17 protein-coding genes are annotated in these 19,705 nt (G+C 45.0%); 7 read left to right on the forward strand and 10 right to left on the reverse strand.

What is annotated here, in order from left to right:
- From AB685_RS08195 to AB685_RS08205, 3 genes are all read left to right on the forward strand, one after another.
- Positions 1-570 carry a BsuPI-related putative proteinase inhibitor gene (locus AB685_RS08195; RefSeq protein WP_047970102.1) on the forward strand — a complete coding sequence of 190 codons (570 nt, stop codon included), beginning with the start codon at positions 1-3 and terminating at the stop codon, positions 568-570.
- Between the two features lie 153 nt (positions 571-723).
- On the forward strand, positions 724-2,274 hold the full coding sequence (locus AB685_RS08200; protein WP_047970103.1) for a hypothetical protein: 1,551 nt from the start codon (positions 724-726) through the stop codon (positions 2,272-2,274).
- Complete coding sequence (locus AB685_RS08205) at positions 2,267-5,083, forward strand: DEAD/DEAH box helicase (protein WP_053073757.1); 2,817 nt, start codon at positions 2,267-2,269, stop codon at positions 5,081-5,083. Before AB685_RS08200 ends, AB685_RS08205 begins: the two co-directional genes overlap by 8 nt.
- A gap of 493 nt (positions 5,084-5,576) precedes the next feature.
- Here AB685_RS08205 and AB685_RS08210 read toward each other — a convergent pair whose 3' ends face one another.
- The 3 genes from AB685_RS08210 to ssb form a co-directional block, all read right to left on the reverse strand.
- Positions 5,577-6,107 (reverse strand): VanZ family protein, encoded by a 531-nt coding sequence (locus tag AB685_RS08210; protein WP_047970104.1) that lies wholly within the window; start codon positions 6,105-6,107, stop codon positions 5,577-5,579.
- 72 nt (positions 6,108-6,179) lie between these two features.
- Positions 6,180-6,668 carry a hypothetical protein gene (locus AB685_RS08215; protein WP_047970105.1) on the reverse strand — a complete coding sequence of 163 codons (489 nt, stop codon included), beginning with the start codon at positions 6,666-6,668 and terminating at the stop codon, positions 6,180-6,182.
- A gap of 588 nt (positions 6,669-7,256) precedes the next feature.
- Entirely contained in the window at positions 7,257-7,868 is a 612-nt protein-coding gene (ssb, locus tag AB685_RS30235; protein ID WP_082153558.1) for a single-stranded DNA-binding protein, read from the reverse strand.
- 323 nt (positions 7,869-8,191) lie between these two features.
- Here ssb and AB685_RS08225 point away from each other — a divergent pair, with 323 nt between their 5' ends.
- Entirely contained in the window at positions 8,192-8,620 is a 429-nt protein-coding gene (locus AB685_RS08225; RefSeq protein WP_047970106.1) for a YwpF family protein, read from the forward strand.
- A 195-nt stretch (positions 8,621-8,815) separates the two neighbouring features.
- Here the strand turns inward: AB685_RS08225 and AB685_RS08230 are convergent, their stop codons facing one another.
- The 4 genes from AB685_RS08230 to AB685_RS31225 form a co-directional block, all read right to left on the reverse strand.
- A complete protein-coding gene (locus AB685_RS08230; RefSeq protein ID WP_053073758.1) occupies positions 8,816-9,499 on the reverse strand; it encodes a class D sortase in 684 nt (227 codons plus the stop codon).
- Positions 9,500-9,502: 3 nt separating this feature from the next.
- Positions 9,503-10,450, reverse strand: a complete 948-nt coding sequence (locus tag AB685_RS08235; protein ID WP_047970107.1) for a processed acidic surface protein — start codon at positions 10,448-10,450, stop codon at positions 9,503-9,505.
- 343 nt (positions 10,451-10,793) lie between these two features.
- The gene (locus tag AB685_RS08245; RefSeq protein ID WP_047970109.1) at positions 10,794-11,849 is read right to left on the reverse strand and encodes an SEC-C metal-binding domain-containing protein; all 1,056 of its coding nucleotides are present in this window, start codon (positions 11,847-11,849) and stop codon (positions 10,794-10,796) included.
- Positions 11,850-12,226: 377 nt separating this feature from the next.
- Positions 12,227-12,373: a hypothetical protein gene (locus AB685_RS31225; protein ID WP_157860705.1), complete on the reverse strand. Its 147-nt coding sequence runs from the start codon at positions 12,371-12,373 to the stop codon at positions 12,227-12,229.
- Between the two features lie 218 nt (positions 12,374-12,591).
- Here AB685_RS31225 and AB685_RS08250 point away from each other — a divergent pair, with 218 nt between their 5' ends.
- The 3 genes from AB685_RS08250 to AB685_RS08260 all read left to right on the forward strand — a co-directional run bounded on the left by AB685_RS08250 (position 12,592) and on the right by AB685_RS08260 (position 15,846).
- A complete protein-coding gene (locus tag AB685_RS08250) occupies positions 12,592-13,026 on the forward strand; it encodes a hypothetical protein (protein ID WP_047970110.1) in 435 nt (144 codons plus the stop codon).
- Between the two features lie 288 nt (positions 13,027-13,314).
- A complete protein-coding gene (locus tag AB685_RS08255) occupies positions 13,315-13,839 on the forward strand; it encodes a hypothetical protein (RefSeq protein ID WP_047970111.1) in 525 nt (174 codons plus the stop codon).
- A gap of 498 nt (positions 13,840-14,337) precedes the next feature.
- Positions 14,338-15,846, forward strand: a complete 1,509-nt coding sequence (locus AB685_RS08260; protein ID WP_047970112.1) for a general stress protein — start codon at positions 14,338-14,340, stop codon at positions 15,844-15,846.
- 162 nt (positions 15,847-16,008) lie between these two features.
- Here the strand turns inward: AB685_RS08260 and AB685_RS08265 are convergent, their stop codons facing one another.
- The 3 genes from AB685_RS08265 to AB685_RS08275 are packed head-to-tail and all read right to left on the reverse strand — an operon-like array spanning position 16,009 to position 19,615.
- The gene (locus AB685_RS08265) at positions 16,009-17,046 is read right to left on the reverse strand and encodes a Gfo/Idh/MocA family oxidoreductase (protein ID WP_047970113.1); all 1,038 of its coding nucleotides are present in this window, start codon (positions 17,044-17,046) and stop codon (positions 16,009-16,011) included.
- Between the two features lie 36 nt (positions 17,047-17,082).
- The gene (locus tag AB685_RS08270) at positions 17,083-17,841 is read right to left on the reverse strand and encodes a helix-turn-helix domain-containing protein (RefSeq protein ID WP_047970114.1); all 759 of its coding nucleotides are present in this window, start codon (positions 17,839-17,841) and stop codon (positions 17,083-17,085) included.
- Complete coding sequence (locus AB685_RS08275; protein ID WP_047970115.1) at positions 17,822-19,615, reverse strand: sensor histidine kinase; 1,794 nt, start codon at positions 19,613-19,615, stop codon at positions 17,822-17,824. Before AB685_RS08275 ends, AB685_RS08270 begins: the two co-directional genes overlap by 20 nt.
- Between the last annotated feature and the right edge of the window lie 90 nt (positions 19,616-19,705).

A 19,705-nucleotide genomic window follows, 5' to 3' on the forward strand; every position in this document is an offset into this window, starting at 1 on the left:
ATGTATAAAATGACGATATTGCTACTAGTTTTCATGATGCTCGCTGCATGTGGAACAGGGGGGAACTCCTCTGAGGAAAGTTCTAATTCGATAAATGGCAATTCTTCCGGCAGCGAAATAGAGGATGAAGGAGATACTTCCGATGATACGGATGAAGCAGATGCACCTGAAGACTCGGACAAGTCGAAGGAGGAATTGAAAAAGAATCTAGAAATTGAAGGTACTAAAGAAGGTGAACTGGCTGGTCAAATCGACAGACAGGACCAAAATTTTCTCTTCACCGTAACAAACAACCAGGACAAAGAGGCGGAAATCACCTTTTCTTCCGGCCAGGAATATGATTATGCCGTATATGACGAATCCGGCAAAACCGTAAAAAGACACTCAACAGGAATGATGTACACACAAGCAATAAAAGAACTTGTACTGGCTCCAGGGGAAAGCCTTGAATATCCGGCAGCATACAACGAAGTGACAGCGGACCTTCCTGCAGGAGAATACACTATCCAATTCATTTTCAAAGACGCCAACCATCACGCTTCAGCAAAAGAAACCTTCACCATCGAATGATTTACGGAACTGTGCCACGAGGTTGTAACTCAATCGTAAAAAACCTATAATAGAATAAGAAGATTTTACCGGCAAAGGTCTACGCGATGAAGTAGACCTTTTCGTTTTTGGCTATAACATACTTTTTACTCGTTAATGGAAGGTGACACAAAAATGGAGCAGTTTGCAGCATGGCTAATAGATACTTATCCGCTCTCACAAGATGAAAATCGGCATACCCTAAAAGAAGGCCTGAAGCTGTTTCGCCAGGGCAACGTCATCCACGCCTACCAAGAAGGCACAACCATGGTCGGAAAAGTCCAAGACAACGGTCAAAAACACGTCCTTCTTGATGCAGAAATCGGCGACCTAAGCAGATGCTCATGCGGTGCATCTACCCTTTGCTCCCACCAACTTGCCACCTTTCTATCCGTTTGGTCACAAACAAAAACAATCGCATCCCTAATAGACGCCTGGAAGGATGAGTCGACCACAAACATCCTTTCTCCTCTTGCTACTGATACAAAAAAAGAGGCGACCAGCTACGAAGAAACCTCCCTTGCAAGTTGGCTGGATTTTGTGGAATATCAGCACGCAGAATATAAAAGGTCCATTCCAACCAAGAGGACTTATCTGACCGGTCTGACGCATGTGTTTTTTCCGAAATTGCGTCTTCAGGCTCCGAAAAAGGCGGAAATACGTCCGTTATTTTTATTGCATGCCTCCCTCTATTGTATGGAACAGGTAATCAAAAGCTATGACAGCTCACAGCCTTATCAGTACATATCAGACATCCTCCACCGGTTTGTGGATATTGTGGAAGAGGAATCCAAAGGGTTATTCCATAGCGCCATTGCGTTTCAGTTGGACTCCCTACTGAAGGAAAGCAGGCAGCTGATCCGTGCTAAACTGTTGGAGCAAGAGGAACCTTTTATCCGAGAAATGTTTTTTGTGTACCAATTCACCTGGAATGATGTATTTCAACGACGCAACTGGATGGGTTCGGAATTGAAGGAGCTTGAGGGGGAACATTCCCTTCAGGCGGAACTGGCCAAAACCCATCTGTTATTTTTGCAGAAAAAGGATGAAGCTGCGTTAAAATTAGTTCGAAAGAATGACAATCAATACGCTCCATATATTTTCCATTGGTTACAGTCACTTGTTTCAGCCAAAGCAAAGGACCGCCTGGATAGCTGGTTGGCCACGTCCCTACCGATTGTGACGGACTATATTCATTCAGAGCCTACCTATGACCGGAAAAGGCAGCTGACCAAACACCTGCTTAAGCTATTGACTGAATACGCGATGGAAACAAAGCATGACAGGTTGTATAAGGAAGCATTACGCCATCTGATGCCTTACAGTTATGGAGAATATGAATGGTACCTGTTCGAAACGAAGAACTACCGCAAATGGGTGGAATTGCAGCTCTGGATGGGGTTTGAGCTAAGCGGACTGGAGGCATATAAACTGAAAGAGATAAAGAAAACGGACCCGTATGCCCTTTTCCCGCTTTACCATGTGGCGATCCATAAGACGTTGGAGCAACGGAACAAGACAGCATACAAAGAGGCAACCTCTCTCCTTAAGGCATTACATAGCCTTTACAAAAAAGAAAAGCTGGAAGATGTCTGGCTCGATTATTTACAACAGTTAAAAGAAGGAACCAAGCGACTCCGCTCCTTCCAAGAAGAATTGAAAAAGGGAAGATTCAGTTATGATTAATGAGGCGTTATATGCCAATTCAACCTACATCGAAGAACGGAACCAGTTTTTTCTCTATGTAAAACTCAAATCTTCCGTTCTTCCACCATCAAGATTTATTCCGCTCCTATTCACTTGGCATGAAGGGTCTTTTTTCGGTTCGTTTTTTCAAGAGTCTACGAATGAGGGAAATACAGGTGTTTTTCTGAATCCCGGAGATGCACTTGAGCTGTTTGCAAACAATACGGAAAACTCCTTTTTGCAGCTCGAATGGTGTGATCAATCCGAACAGTATCGCCTGATTGCCCCAGTCGTCTCAGACGTGTTGAATCAAAGAGCCTTTAAACCGGACTTTACTGCATGGCAAGAAGGAAGGTTTTCATATACTTTGAACGAAGAAGGAATGCAGCTTATTCAGCAGAACCCACTTCTCCCCTCCTACCAACATAAAATGGAAGAGTGGCTCGATGCCATTCTGAAGGATTGGATGGACCGGGAAGAGACCGAAAGCCTGCAAACATACTGGATGAACTATGCTGGAGATCCCCGCGAACTTGCAGCGAAAGGGACGCTTGTCGAGTACCTGGACGAGGAGGATTGGCTCCGCGATATCGGCTGGACGAAGGATTCCACCCCATTCAAGCTTGGATTGCGTCTATTGGAGGCTGAAAAAGGAGAGCAGGACTGGAAGCTGGAAACCCTTCTTAAAGACAAGAAGACCGAAGAGTTATATGTATGGAAAGAAGATACTCTTCCTCCTTCCTTTAAAAAATACAAAAAAGAAGTGAACCGTGGCTTCAAAAAATGGCAGCAGCTGACCCCTTCCCTCTTTTCAAACGGCCAGATCAGGGACTACTTGACGGAAGAGGACGCCTGGCGATTCCTTGTGGAAGGTAGCGAAAGGTTGCTGGCAATCGGCAGCTTCATCTACCTCCCTCCTTGGTGGCAGGCGATCAAAGATTCACGCATCAAAGTGAAGGCACGCGTGAACGGATCTAAAAAAGGCGGTAACCATTCCCAATCCTTCGTGGGACTGCAATCGCTGGTCAATTTTGAATGGCGCTTTTCAACCCGCAATACGGAGCTCTCTGAAGAGGAGTTTCTGGCTCTGGTGGAAGAAAACCGCCGTCTTGTACAAATAAAAGGCGAGTGGGTCGTGTTGGATCCGCACTTCATAGAAGAGATCAAACGGATGATGAAGCATGCAGAGGAAAACGGTATTCGTATGGAGGATCTGCTTAAAAGCAATGCTGCAGGCATGGGCCAGGAGTTCCCGGATGAAGCGGATGCCGCAAATTCAAGCTATTCTGTGAAGGATATATCCTACGAATTGACCGGCTCGGCCGAACACTTGATCGAACAGTTGTATCAAGGGAAGGACATCCCTCCTTTTGAGGTGCCTGACACGTTTAAAGGCGAGCTCAGACCTTACCAGGAACATGGTGCTGCGTGGCTAACCTTTTTAAGGGAGCACGGCTTCGGAGCCTGCCTAGCGGATGACATGGGACTCGGAAAAACCATTCAGCTTATCGCCTATTTCCTTTCCTGCAAAGAGAAGGAGCCGGATGGACCACCCGTACTGATAATTTGCCCGACCTCGGTACTTGGAAATTGGCAGAAGGAGCTGGAAAAATTCGCTCCAAGCCTTGATGTCATGTTGCATTACGGACCGAACCGCGGAAAAGGATCTATTTTCCGGGAGTCTGTGTTAGGTTTTGATGTGGTGTTAACCTCTTACGCCATTTCCCACCTCGATGAAGAGGAGCTGGCAAGTGTCGGCTGGCGCTCCATTTGTCTGGATGAGGCGCAAAACATCAAAAATGCCGATACGAAACAGTCCCAGGCAGTACGGAACCTAAGCGGTGGACATCATATCGCCTTGACAGGAACGCCAATGGAAAACCGCCTGTCAGAGCTGTGGGCAATCTTTGACTTCATCAACCCAGGTTATCTGGGTTCACTTGGTTCCTTCCACAAGCAGTTTGTTTTGACGATTGAAAAGGATCAGGATAAAAAGAAGATTCAGCAGTTACAAATGTTAATTCAGCCATTCTTGTTGCGTCGCACAAAACAGGATGAACAGGTTGCCCTGAATCTCCCTGCCAAACAAGAGCAGAAGGAATACTGTCCACTGACCATTGAACAGGCTTCGATTTATGAACAGCTTGTAAAAGAGACCTTGGATAAAGTGGAGGAATTGGGGGGCATCCAGCGTCGCGGCCTTGTACTGAAAATGCTTGGGCAATTGAAGCAGGTCTGTGATCATCCTGCCCTCTATTTGAAAGAGGAAACTCCGGATAACCTATTGATGCGCTCCAGTAAGATGGAAAAACTGGTGGAATTGGTGGAGCAAATCCGTTTACGTGGGGAAAGTTGCCTTATTTTCACGCAATACATTTCAATGGGAAATATGATTATTGAGACTTTGCAATCCTCGCTTGGTGAAAAAGGAAGGTTTCTGAACGGAAGTGTGGTCAAAAAGGACCGCGATCAGCTTATCCAGGATTTCCAGGACGGGGAATTCAATGTCCTGGTCCTCTCGCTGAAAGCTGGTGGAACCGGCCTGAACCTGACTGCTGCCAACCATGTCATCCATTATGACCGCTGGTGGAACCCGGCTGTTGAAAACCAGGCGACTGACAGGGCTTATCGAATCGGCCAGAACCGATTTGTCCATGTGCATAAATTTATCGCCACAGGAACGTTGGAGGAGAAAATCGACGCTATGATCGAGTCCAAGCAAGCGCTGAATGACCAAATCATCACAAGCGAAGGCTGGATTACGGAGCTTGATAATGAGGATTTGAGAGATTTATTGACATTACGTTGATAAGAAAAACCGGGAATAACCGCCCGGTCCTTTTAACTCTGAAAAATGCACTTCATTGTTTGTTGGGTGGTTATACGCCGCTGTTCCTTTCCGCAAATAGCTTCGCTTTCCACGGGGCGACCTTGAGCCTCCTCACAACGCTTGCGGGTCTCAAGATTGTCGCTTCTCCCCCGTAGGACAAGGAAGGCTACGGCAGCGATACATCGCACGCAGAAAATGCTCGCATTTTCAAGGAGTCTAGGCTATTTGCTCCAATCCACAGCTAGAAACCAGTATCTCATATGATAGTTTTTGGTTATCCTTTCGATGAATGAAACCACCTTGTTGATTGGAGTGGAAGGCGCGCAGACTCCTGTGGGAGGAAGGGACAGGGGAGACCCCGCAGGCTTGCCGAGGAGGCTCCCGGACCGCCCACTGGAAAGCGAAGCGCCTGGAACGGAAAGCAACAGAATTATATGCTTTCTTTTTCTAGAAAAAAGAGCGCGGACCCATCTTACATAGATGGATCCGCGCTCTTTTGCGTGGCTTCGGTCCGGTTCTTTTTAATATAGGTGGACAGGAAACCGGTGACTATCCCCTTGATCCCTCCCATGCAGTTCAACCAAACATCCGCCCACTGCCCGCTTCTTTCCGGGTGCATATGTTGCAGATATTCATCAAGCATCGCAATTGTAAGGAGAATGAACAGACTGAAAAAACAGACCCTCATATACTTCCTGCCTAAAGAACTCGCAAAATACCGCACAAGCAGATAGCCCAGAACACTATAGAAAAACAGATGGGCTCCTTTGCGGAAAAGAAATTCCACAAACTGATATCCTCCCATATTGTCCACACTCACCGTGCTGTTACGATAAGGTATTTCAACGTTGGAGAATACCTGTACAATATGCTCCTCCGCTACCAGCATCCGCAGATACGGCCTGATATCCTGATCGGCGTAGGACATGGAAGACAAATAGAACAGGATGACGGTCCATCCCAAAGCAAGAAACAAATAGTATATGATTCTTTTCTTTCCCATATGAGAGCACCACCGTAAATGTTACTTTTTCAGTATCTTAATTACGGTGTGTCCCAACTGTTACCCTTCCTTCTAAAATCTCTTGCTTGTAACGCCCGACTTCGATTCTTTCATCGTCAGATAGGCGGTTTTTCCTTTATATTTAACAAGTATTCTCTGTAAGAGCCCTTCCACTAAATTATTGCCCACATGTTCAGGATAGTCTATTTTGAGGAAAGCTTTACGCTGCTGGTACCAGGCATAGGAGGAGATATCAAGTTGATAGCTAGGGAGGTTGATGGTGACCGAGATGATTCGTTTATCCGCATAGGAACGGAAGTGCAGTTCAACTGCCTGGTGACTGGTTGTGGAAATACAGCGCCAATTCTCCTTTAATGACGGTTTTTCCTTACTGATTTCCAACGCGTCAAAAAAAGAGGCTCCTTGTCCTGAGTAGCCGTCCATTGGTTCTTTTACATAAATGAAATAGTTCTGTCCCTCCGGTTTCTTATTAGCCGGATCAGGATGAAAGCTAACCGTAGTTAACTTGTAATCTGTCATTCCTATCACTCCCTCTTGCATTTTTCACTCCTCCTAAGTATAGATAAATTTACTTTTTATTGAAAATATAGGAAATAGAGGGGTGCGCCGTTTTTGTCTAGGTATTCTTAACTATTCTCCTTTATTCTCTTGATTTTGCAAAATTCGACAATGTTATATATGAGACAATTAACTTGATTATTCCGTTTAAGAACAGCCGTCACTTCTCTTATCCTTTACGTTTAAAGAAAGAAATGCGGAAAAGCATAAGCACACCAGACAAAACATCACAGATAGAAAAGTGATGGAAGAAATGATGGGTATCTATGTGAATAGATAAGTGTCCACAAACATCCCCCTACACCAGAAAGTAGAAAAAAAGCCAACCCTCAAAGGCTGGCACCATAAAATGGAGATACAAAGAGGCAAAACTTCTCTATAGAGGAACCAGGAGGGCTTATCCTCTGCATCATGCTGATAAGCATAAAAAGAAAGGCAGCTTGTTTCCGCAAGTTGCCTTTTTCAGGAAGGCTAAAAGCAAATATGGGAGGGGAGCCCTTTGCTTTATAGGTAAAGATTGCTTGATACATAATATTTGAGTCAATCGGGTTGACCTTGTGAGATTATACTCTAAACTTCCACATTTTCAGGCTCTTTCTGCTTGGACAGAAAATCCGGAACCTTCTGTGTATGGGAGGACTCATGTGAACCTTTTTGAAACTGCTGATTTTGCGAACCTTCTTGATTCGGTGTACTTTGAGTATCTTCCCTGTTTTCTTGCGGAACCCGCGTCCATTCCCAGTTCCGGCTGTCTTTCTGACCTTGCTCCGTGCCGGTGGATTGCTGGTTGTCAGGAGCAGGTGGGGGAGGATTTGCTAAAACTGTAGTTTTTGCATTCGCAGCCACCGCCTGTTTATCCTCGCGTTTCTTTTCCAGAAACCGCACATTATCCACTACAATATCCGTGACAAAAACCGCTGTTCCATCCTTTCCTTCATACCGACTAGTCTGGATCCTTCCGGTAACTGCCACTAATGCTCCCTTGCGGCAATAATCCGCTGTCGTCTTTGCAAGATTCCGCCAAGCGGTACACGAGACAAAATCCGCCTCAATGACACCTTCGTGATTTTTGAAAGATCGATTGACAGCCAACCGAAAACTAGCAACAGGTGTACCATCACTCGTATAACGCAGGTCCGGATCTTTTACCATCCGGCCAATGAGCACTACTTCATTTATCATTTTCTTCCCTCCTTTTTTCTACAATTTTCGTGCTGCTTCGTTATCATAACTGCATATGGAAATCTGGTAAAATGAGGGTTTTGACATTTTCGCTTGCATTTTTCTGGGAAAATCGTGTTTTTCTTTTAGGGGAAAATAGGGTTTTTTACGTGCACGGGGATGTCGAATGATGATATTTCAGTAATTGGATATTTTTTTATGCTTACTCTTGTAGAGGTATCTTTCCTTGCGCTTATGTTATAATAAGACAAAATATTGGTACATGATATCGGCGCATTAATAGTAGTGATAGGGGCCGAAAAAATACCCGTTGGAGGAAAATCATGAAAACGTTCAAACTGGTAGCAATATCCCTAGTACATGGTGAAGACGTTGAACAACTGGATTTACAAGACGGATTGATTATCAATAGAGAGTACGGAAAAGAAAATTGGCTGATCGAGGCATTGCTTCCGAAGATCGAACCGGAAAAATACGAAGCACTTCGTGATAATGAAGAGACGCTTCATGTTCAGGCCACCATCTCTAAACCAACAAACGATCCAGCTTCCTTTGAGGCTGTCATCCGCCAAGTGGCAGTAATGGAGGATAAAATGAGCATACTCTTTGAAGGTGAGCTATTCCGCAAAAACACCAACTACCATGAAAATCTGCTTGAACGCCTCGTCATCGAAGGCTACTCAGGAGAAGAACTCGTACAAGCATTCAAAACCAAAATCAAAGAAAAGCCGGTGCTTGAGAAGAGCAAATAACCCTTAAAGGGGTCTGACCCGCTGTGCGTTAATGCACTAAAGAGGGGTCTGACCCCTTTTCGCGTAAATGAGGAGTTTTATCTATCGATTCAGGTGATTCGTAGGTAAGTGTCCGAACACTTCTGGAAGCAATGGTATTCGTTCCTAATCTACTCAATTTCGAATAAATTTTGTTTAAAAGCGCAACTTACTGACTCATCCACTCTCATCATCTCTCCCAATAAACTCCGCCTCCATCACATATCGCTCAGGTGCACTTCCAATAAATCTGAATGGAAAGCAGGTCGTAATCGTCAACATCTCCCGAGGCCTTGGGACAACTACCGAAGTATCTTCTTTGTCTACAATTCTTATTCTCCCAATCTTATATGTGTACACACCACCACCGAACCACAGCACGATTTTATCCCCTACTTCAAGCTCCTCAAGCCTTCGGAATACGGTATCCCTGTGACCTGACAGCACAATATGCCCCCCTTCCCCAGGCAAACGGGTACCGGGAACATGACCGATGCCTTTTACGAGTTCTTCCTCTGATACACCATGGAATACCGGCATTCCCACTTCTAGATCTGGAAAAAAGACTTCCCCGATTTCCTCTCCTTTTTCTACAGTGACAGACGCAACCTCATTCCTGTTACCTTCCTCAACATCCCGAAGCTCCATAACTCCCAAACCAGAAGACAACTGCTTAACATCTTCCGCAGCCCCCTCATGATTCCCCAAATGTCTCGAGGATAGGTCCTCCACTGCCGAAAACCCCTGCCAATACAAAAGGCCGCTTCCAACAAACAAAGCAGCCCCCACAACAAATAGCATTATTCCTAAAACCCGAATCCCACGTAATAATACGACACGACGACGCTTTCTACTCTCCATCAACTAGCCCCTGCGAGCAAAGCCCAAGCCATTGCCGCTCCATCTCAACAATACACCTGCAAAAACAAGCATGCATAGCCCCGCCAACATTCCCAAGCCATACAGAGAGCCTGTATCCGGCATTCTATTATGGTAAAGCTCATCGCTCATCTTGACCCCAACCTGTCCTAGATGTACAAGCTCCGTCCCCGTAGCCTGTACATAAGAAGGCGACACAATCTGCTCATCCATTACTGCAGAAGCAAGCAGACTTCCTTCTCCATTATAAAGGTCCAAATGAACTTCCTTGCCCTCCAACCATCCCGGTTGCATCAAGGCCTCCTCCGTCACTTTCATACGCACGCCATCCTCGACATGCAGATCCGCATCCACACGGAATACACCCATGAATTCCGTCCAGAGAGAAAACACCTTATCCACGGAGTTCAGCTCCTCTTCCAGCATTCCCTCTAGCCTTTCCAGCTCTTGTGCGAGCACGTCTTTTGGAAGGCTTAAAATATGATGAAAAATAAGGCGGGCTTCCTCTGCTTCGAATCCCATTGATACAAGAAAGTCCTCCGCCCGAGCCACTTCCTCCTCATGTGTCATATAAAAGTCCACTGCAAGCTCCAAGTCCTCGATGAACGTGTAATCCTGAACCTTTTCACCAAACCGTGACAGCAAGACTTCCAACTCTTCTTTTGTAAGATCATACGTTTCCAGCATGATCAGAATATTTTCCTCATTAATCGGTGTGCCCAGCTCGTCACGAAGATGGTCGATGTCCTTAAAGTCCTTCAAACTCACCTCATAGAACTTCAAATAGCTATCCAGGTCCTTCCTCGTCCAACCAATCTCTTTCAAATAAGAATCCACTTCATCCTCTTTCGGTGCTGCACCAACACCGACCGGTCCGAGAAACAATGTCGTCCCCACCATCAGTGCACAAGCAAACAAAATAATCCGCTGCATCCAAAATGCCTCCCTTTCCTCGTTACATTTTTTTAGTAGGATGCGCACAAACGGAAAAATTATACAAAAGATGATTCTGTTAAATCGCGCTTGAAATCATAAAAAAACACCCAGTCTCCACGCCTACATTAACGGTGGAAACCAGATGCCATTTAATCTTTTTAACTCTGTAAAACGATTCTTTGATTTCAGCAATATTTAGCTGGTGATTGGAGCGAAAGGCGAAGACTCCGAGGAGGTAGCGCTTGGTGAAGACCCCCGCAGGCATGCCGAGGAGGCTCCAGCCGCGCCCCGCGGAAAGCGAAGCCATTCGCGAAAATCAACAGCGGTGTTTAACGGATCCCTAAGAAGCGCCCTGCAATGCCGCTTCAATATCTTCTTCAAAAGTCTGGAGAACAGGCTGTAATACCTCATCCAGCTTACGGAAGGTAGATGACACACTTCCCGGTGATACCCCAAACTCCTCAGCAAGCGCCTTTTGAGTTTCCAGCTGCTCTTTCATGAAATGGGTATCCAAGAAGTAAATCAAGGCTGCCGCATAGTTCTGTTCATTGCGGATTGCCGGACTTTCTTTCATGCAATAAATGGACCATAGCATGTTGGCAAATTCAAGGAATTTTTCCGGGTAGCTTCGTTTCAGTGCCGCTTCTGCAAACAGTTCAAGTACCCGTCCCTGAGCCGCATCCTGTACAGGAAGTTCCTGCACATCCTCTTCACTCAGTTCAAATTCGACCATGCGCCCTGCGAGGTCTGGGAAGTTTTCACGAATATAGGACTCGTCGACAGTAAGATCGCCAAACGCGTCCGCCATTTTTTCTTCCAAGCGGATCGCCTCAAGTACTCCTCGTTCAAAGGTCGACATAAACACAACTTTCGCTTGCTGATAAGGGACAAACATTCCGATGACAAGCTCGTTCTTGCTTAAGCTGTCCTCCCTGCCGATATAGGTGACCTTCACTTTTTCCTTAGTGAAAAAGTCTTCCATCGTATAAACTTCTCCACGGAGATTTGCCACTTTGTAGATGGAGGGATAGGCGTCCTGCCATCTCTCGGCCCACTCTTTCACTTGAGGACGGGAGAACTTCCCTGCATTTGCACCAGCAAACTCCTCCACAATCTTGAGGCCGTTATCACGTTTCACCGTGAACATATACCAGAGATGTAGAAGCTCATTAAAGGCCTCCTCCTTCATCTCATCCATTGAGTATTTATGTAAATATTTTGTGCTCACATGCTCAAGCTCTCCTGAAAATTTCTCATAAGCGAACCGCATGATATCGACCTGCAGGCCCATCAACTCCGATTCCAACACTTTTCCTAAACCGTCCTGCTTCTTTTCACAACACTTCTTATATTTCTTTCCACTACCACAAGGGCATGGTTCATTTCTTCCAATCATTCTATCACCTTACACTTTTAGTTTTTTCTTAGTTGTTTGCAATCTTCCAAATAGACAACGAGTTTAATTCTAACATACTTCCACCATTCGTGGAGGAATTCAACCACTGGATATCGTAGCCAACTACATTTTATAAAAAGACTGTATTCGTAAACTTTGTTGCTTTTTCGAATTTTTATTACGTCCGTTTTAATCGTTGCCGTCGTGCTCTTTTCCTAGCTACACAATATAAATTGCATGCCTTATTTAAAGTAGATAAACGGTAAAAAGTCCTAATGCCGACTTTTTGCTACAATTAGCAACAACCTTTGAGAAAAGAGCCTATAAAAAACACCTCCGACAGTATTAGTCAGAGGTGCCATCTAGCAATCTATCATTTATTTTATAAGCAACTGTAGCTTTTCTCTCATTTCATTCACAAGTTCCATCATGGAGATATTCTCTCGCTCCGTACCCTGTTGATAGGCATACTGAAGCACCTTTATGATCTCGTCTTTATTATCAATGCTCTTAAAGTCATTCATTTTTTAAAATTTCACCGCCCAATGAATTACAAAATATATTACAATTCTACTATTTTTTCAAGAAAATACAAGATTAATTTGAAAATATTTCAATTAATGTAAGATTATCGTCGTTGTTCTCTTCTTCTTTTCTTTAGCCTTTTTGTCACCTTTTGAAACTTATTTTCTCAAAATTTGCTTTTGGGAACAGCATTTTTTATAGTTAGAAGGGAAAGAAGGTGTCCGATTTGAAAGTGATTAAAGGAATATTCATCACTGCCCTAGTTATTGGAGGACTCGGTTTTGCAGGCTATTACTTTATTAATAAATACATAGAAGATCAGGCTGTGGAGTATGTCGAAAATGACATGGTGAATAACAACGATCTTGCTATGGCAAGGGAATATGTCGACAATTCCCCGGCGCTGAAAAACTATATCGCAGAGGGTTCGAATGCCAATTTAGAAGAGCTGCCGATTCAGACAAGAGAAGAAGCGACGAGGATGGTCATGAGCAAGCTCAGCTTCCAGGAGATGCAACAGATCCAGTCGAAAGCATCCAGCGGCATGTCCGAACAGGAAGCCATGGAAATGCTCCAGACGTTTGAGGATAAGCTGACAGATGAGGAACTGCTGGCGTTGAAGGCGATCATTTATAAGGAATTGTATGAATAAAAAAGTGATGGCCCATCCATCGCCAACAAGGAGAAGGGCCATCACTTAATTATTTCTGGAAGAACTCGTTGTAGGTAATATTGATGTAAATGGAGAGAGACATTTTGAAAAAATTGCAGATGCTTTCGATTATATACATTCTAAATAATAAATTATGTGCCTGTGAACCCTTCAATAATGGGATTACAGGCTTATTTTTTTCTTTTTCAAGGCTCATACCCTCGCCAAACAACCATGACAAGCATATGTTATGGAGTGGATAGTATGTCTAAAGGAGGCATTTATACTATGTCATTATATTTTGAATGGAGAAAGAGTTGCGGGTGCAGGGTACCGTGTAATTGTGAAGTGCAACCGAAGAGCACGGAACCGCGGTACTATTTCACCCAGGCGGATGAAATGCTGGCAATCCTGGCTGATACGCCGACCCAGGCCATCGAGCTGGATATTACCACCTTTCTTCCAAATGAAACAGTTAAATTGGATGCGATGATTGAGGCCTTCATCCTAACAGAAAATGACCCTAACTACAGTTTTATTGTGGAATTTTCATTACTGCGGGAAACCACTCCACTTACAAGCGAAAGCTTTGCATTAATCAACCAGATGGGGAAAAGTGAATGCGAGAAAACCATTATTAATACGACTAAAATAACGTGGACTGATATAGTTCCGCTCCCTGGAACCTATACTTATTTCATTGAAGTGAATCACATCACCCTGCCTGAACAACATATCGCAAGTGTCGAAGTACAAGACCGCTCGCTTACCGCCATTACATTTCCTCCACGTAAGGAGCCAAACAAAGAATAGTATTTTTTAAACAAACGTTTGAGTAAGAGGAAAAAGAAAATCAGTATTCCCAAGGGATACAACCGTTGAATTTCGGATTAACTTTTGAAAAAGCTATTGCAGAAATATATATTTGCTGATGTCGAAATCCATAGAATGATAGGATATTCCGAACCATTCACTAAATTAAAATAGCAAATTTCAAACAAACGTTTGACTAACCGGAAATGGAAAGTCAGGTTTCCCATATGTTACAGCCGCTGCATTTCGAATTAACTTTTGAAAAAGCTATATAAGCAAAGCAAATGCCCCTATCTACTTAAAAGATGGGGGTATTTAGATTGATGAGCTCACTGTCCGGTGCGCCCTACTAGTAAATTTTTTCTAGGTTGGTTTACGTTTTTTCGACTACCGGGTATATAACCATTAAGCTATTTTCGTAAGTTTTACGAGACTGATAACAATGCAGAATGCGAAATATGCCAATATAAAATACAGCACACATGAGGAGGAAGTCGCATGACCGAGCAACGAAAAGAAATTGTTGGATCTTACCTGATGGAAGAAGAAGCGATGGATAAAGTTAACTGGTTGAAAGGTGAAGGCTATCGTTCAGAGGAAATCTGGCTCATTCGGGACCAACGCGGCGTGCTGGAGCAATTGGGCGAGGAGCCGATTACACGGGAGCCACGCAGTGTGAGTTCGGAGCAAACCGACTACACCAACCTGAATGCCACAAGTTCCGTTGTTTCACCAGGCAGTCTGTTGACTCCGGAGTCAAAAAGTGTCGCTGCCACCCTGATGGAGCTTGGAATTGATAAACAGGAAGCCTACCGCTATGAATTTGATGTGAAGGTCGGAAAGATGCTGATTCTGGCTGACCCTGCTCCAATGCAATCCCGTAATATAGAGGTGGAAGGGAGCAGGATGGATCGTTATATGGAGAACGAGGAGCCGGCATTGATGGAGGATGATGACAGTGGGAGTGGAGTGGAGCCTGGTGTGAGCAGAGAGCCTGGGGCAGGACGCTCAGCCAAGGGTGTTGTCGGGAGCCCGGGCTACCGTGATGATCATAGAAAATACGAGGATAACTTGAAAGCCGGAAGCACAGAGAGAGAGTTCGGGACTTCTGAGCGCCACGTTGAAATAGATGGTCGAGAGAACTTTACAACCACTTCCGATGAGGTTGGGTCACCCTCTGTATCTGGTCGTTCCATCAACAGACCCCTAACAGATACCAATATCGATGGTAGCATTCCGTTGGACGAGCAATTACTAACCGGAGAGCCTGTTGATATGGAAAAAGCGGAGAAGGACTTCGCTCGTGAGGAGTTGATATCCCTGCATGACCAGGCAAGTGTCACCAATGAGGCACCTCCTATGCACCGTGAGGATACAAGAGCGGTTGAGCCTGATGATTACGCAGGCGGACCCAATACCGGAAAGCGATATGCGGAAAACAAAACGGAAGAAGATGTAGACAAGGCATTGCTATACGAGCATGGCCAGCCGTTCCCTATGGAAAAGCCATACGAAGAAGATGTATATGATGAAAATGTCATGGCAGATGGCCCGTTGCACGTCGAGGAAGTGCCTGGTGATGCAACCGCAACCGAGCGGGAAGAGCCACTATTTCGTTCTGAAGAAGGAGTTAGACCTAAGTCCGGCCTGGAACAGGAACAAATTATGGCGGAAGAGAATCGAGGTCCCATTCTCTTTGAGGATACCTTAAACGAAATAGAGCGGGACAAGCCAACGATGGAAATGGAGCCTGGTTTGGAAGAGCACGCGCCAATTGGAACAGAGCAACCAGGTGACCTTTATACTCCCGAGCATGAAGAAACAGTACTTGGCCAGGAAGAGAGCGATCTCTATACAGAGTCAGATCATACCTACGAGAACGAGACTTCAGTTTTCGAAGAGGAAGACTCCGAACTATTCTCCTCCCGTAAAAAGGAGCAAATGAACACCAAGCGCTCCGGACTATTCGACAAAGAAAACGACGACCTGTTTAGAAAAAATAGATAGGTAGGTAGAATTGTATAATACAGTGGGAGGGCACCAGCCAGAGGCTGATGCCCTTTGTTTGTGCGGAGAGAAGGAAAAAAGGAAAAGAAGGTAAAGAAAAAATTTAAAAAAGGGGTCAGACCCCTAAAGGATTTTTCCCTTCGACGTCGAACCCTCTCCTCTTTATAAACTCACACTCTTACCGGTCTCGCTGCTGCGGTAAATTGCATCGATGATAAGGGAGGTTTGCATTGCTTCCTCTGGCTTCACGACCAGTTCTTCCATGCCTAGGCAGCTGTTCACGAAATTCAGGGCTTGCGGGAGGCTTGGGTCGTCTTCGCCTGGCACCCAGTCCGCTTCTGTGTTCAGAAGCATGCCGTGCTTCATCTGGTTGACATGGAATGGGAACAGGTCCACTCCCCCACTCATGCCGGAAATGCTAACACTTTCCTCATCACCCTTAACATTTGCGGACCAGGACGTTTCAAACAACATGGACGCCCCGCCCTCAAACTTGATGTATGCCGTTACGTGGTCGTCCACTTCAAACGTTTCATGGTCGAAGTTGCCCCATTGATTCACCTGACCTGGCATTCTGCTTAACTCGTTATAAGTGGTTCCCATCACTTCCACAGGTTTCGGATTACCAAGTAGCCATAATGACAGATCCAGCAAGTGGCATCCGTAGTCAATCAGACTTCCCCCGCCTTGCAATTCCTTGTTTGTAAACACACCCCATCCAGGTACCTTTCGGCGGCGGATTCCTCTTGCCCTTGCCACCATCGGACTACCTATTTCATCCTCCATCACAAGACGCTTAGCGGCAACGGATTCCTTCATAAAGCGGTAATGATAAGCAATTGCCAAATGCTTGCCTGCAGCATCAGCGGCAGCAATCATCGCCTCACATTCATCCGGGCGCATCGCCATCGGCTTTTCACAGAATACATGCAAGCCCGCCCCTAGCGCTGCAATCGTAATTTCCGCATGGAATTTGTTAGGTGTGCAGATGGTCACAGCATCCACATCGCCGAACATATCCGCATAATGCGCATACACTTTCGGGATACCAAACTTCTCCCCCACCATTTTGGCTGTCGCCTCGTTCACATCACTGATTGCCTCAACCACCACTTTATCGCCCATTTTCATAAACGTCGGGATATGACGGTTCTGCGCAATGCCGCCAACTCCGATAATTCCCATTCTTAACTTTTCCATAATCTGCACCTCATATCTGTTCTCATTGTTTAGTTATCATTTCACTAGCGAAGACCGGTATTCATTTGGGGAGATTCCATAAAATTTCTTAAAAACCTTGCTGAAATATTTTTCGTTATGATAGCCAATATGATAGGCAATTTCATAGATTTTGGAGCCCGGATTGGCCAGCAGCTCCTTCGCCTTCTCCATCCGGATCCGGGTGACATAGTCTGTAATGGTCTCATGATACTCCTGCTTGAACTTCCGTGAAATATGCTCCCTGCTCAAGTAAAACCGGTCCGCAATCTCCTGTAGAGTAATATCCTGCTGATAGTTGCTTCTCAAGTATTCCTCTATTTTTCCCATACTGGAAGGTGTAGCATTCTGCAGGGAGGAAGGAATCGTTTCCAAATTGCGCGAAGCCCGTCTTGTCAAGGCCTCTTCCTTCCACTTCTTCACCGCCCGCTCCAACGTTTCATTCAACAGATCAGGATCGATCGGCTTCAATATGTAATCAAAGCTTTTATAAAAGATGGCATTTCGCATAAATGTGTAATCGTCATAGCCACTGACCACAATGGTGATGCTCGTGAGCTCCGATTCCGCAATCCATTTCAACAGGCTGATCCCATCTCGCTTTGGCATCTGCATATCGGTGAAGATGATTTCAGGGCGATGCTCCTTGATGAGCCTTATCGCCTCGTCCCCATCTTCAGCCTCATACACCGTGTCGATGCCGTTTCCTTTCCAATCGGCCAGCAGTTGTAGGCCCTCTCGCACATGCTTTTCATCATCAATGATGATCGCCTTCACCTTGTTCACCCCCAATATTAAGCGGAAGCTTCAGCGTTACCATAAAACCACCGTCCTGATGGTTTTCCAAACGAAGCGTCGCTAAATTATCATAATATAACTGTAGACGGGTATAGATGTTTCTGAGCCCTATATGTGTTTCTTCTGCCTCTGGGTCCGGATTTCCTTCCGTAAGAAGCTTATAAATTTCATTCAGCCTGCTTTCACTCACTCCGGCACCGTTGTCCCGGATAGTCAGGTGCAGGTATTCCTCCACTATTTCACCGGATATCTCTATTTTCCCGACACCATCACGAATATCGAATCCATGTTTAAAATAGTTCTCGATGATCGGTTGCATTATCATTTTAGGCACCTCGATATCCAATGCTTCCTCCTCCACATCGAAGGTATAGTCGAAGTGCTCCCCGAATCGCTCCTTTTGTAGCAAAAGAAAAGCTTTCAGGTAGTTGATCTCCTTTTTCAAAGGGACCATATCCTCATCCATGTTCATTCCGTAACGCATGATTTTGGACAGGTGTGTCAGGAGGGTATAAATCTGAGGCACATTGTTCTTGAGTGCCAATGTTCCAATCGACTGAAGGGCATTATAGAGAAAATGCGGATTCAACTGGGATTGCAGCACTTTCAACTGGTTGGTTTTGTTCTCGATCTCCAGCTTATACTCCCGGTTGATTAGCATATTAATTCGCTCCATCATTTGCTTAAAACGGTATCCTAAAATACCAATTTCGTCGTTCCCTAATGATTCGAATTGCACCTTCATATTTCCCTCTTTTACCTGTTGGATATTTTGCAAAAGCACCCTGATAGGGGAAGTAATTTTAAAAGAGACAATCAAGGAAGCCAAGATGACAAGGCATAATCCAATGACGCCGAACAGTATGTTAATTTTTGTCACAACAAAAGCATTATCATAGAGGGTTGTGTAGGGGACCCGTTTGACCAATATCCAGCCCCCGACAGCAAGATCTGTCCGGTCGAACATCATCACACCCTGAAACTCACCGTTCTCCCATTCCATTGTACCTTTCTCCATATCGGATTTCATAATGGCGGGAATCCATTGCTGTTCCTCCTGATTGGCGGCGACACCGGGATTCGAGCTGTATATGAGATCTCCTGTAGGTGAGAGGATGAAAAATTCCTCTGTTTCCTTTGAGAAAAGATTTTCACTCAGTTCAAGGATCTTTTCCGTCCCTACTTCTAGTGTAATGAAAGCCAGCACTCTCTCGGATGGTACATTCCTCAACACCCGGTGCACATAAATCATATTGCGGCCCTGCTGAAGCTGATCTGTTTCTATATTATAATTATATGGACTTAGTTGCGCCCGTTTATAAGCTTCCTCATACGCATTTGAGACTCTGTCAGAAAACACCACCGTCGATCGCTTGGAGGCTGTGATTCCCCTTTTGTCCTCTGCAAACGAGATCTGAACCCTTGTGATGTTATCCTCGGCATAGAGAATGGTTTGAAGAACGTTCCGGACCATCCCTATTGTTATATAGTTATCTTCATTATCCGGTGCCCTCATGTAATTGATAAAGTCGGGATTATTGTAGAGTGATAGAGTGAGACCGTTTAGCTCGGCTAGATAGTTTTGGAGGTTTATTTTCCCCTGATAGAGCAGGTTGCTGTTCTCCTGGACTACTAGATCCTTAAACGCCTCTTTTGTCTGGTAGTAGGTGATGATGATGGAGGTTCCAAACGGCAGGATGGTGATGATCAACAATAACACGATCAGCTTATTACGAATACTTTTTTTGAACATCCCTTGCCACCTCCTAAGCGCTTACATTTTTACTTACCCGTTCAACTCCCTGTTTTCTTTCGTTCCAGGCGTTCGCTTTCCACGGGGCGG

Source organism: Bacillus sp. LL01 (genome assembly GCF_001037965.1).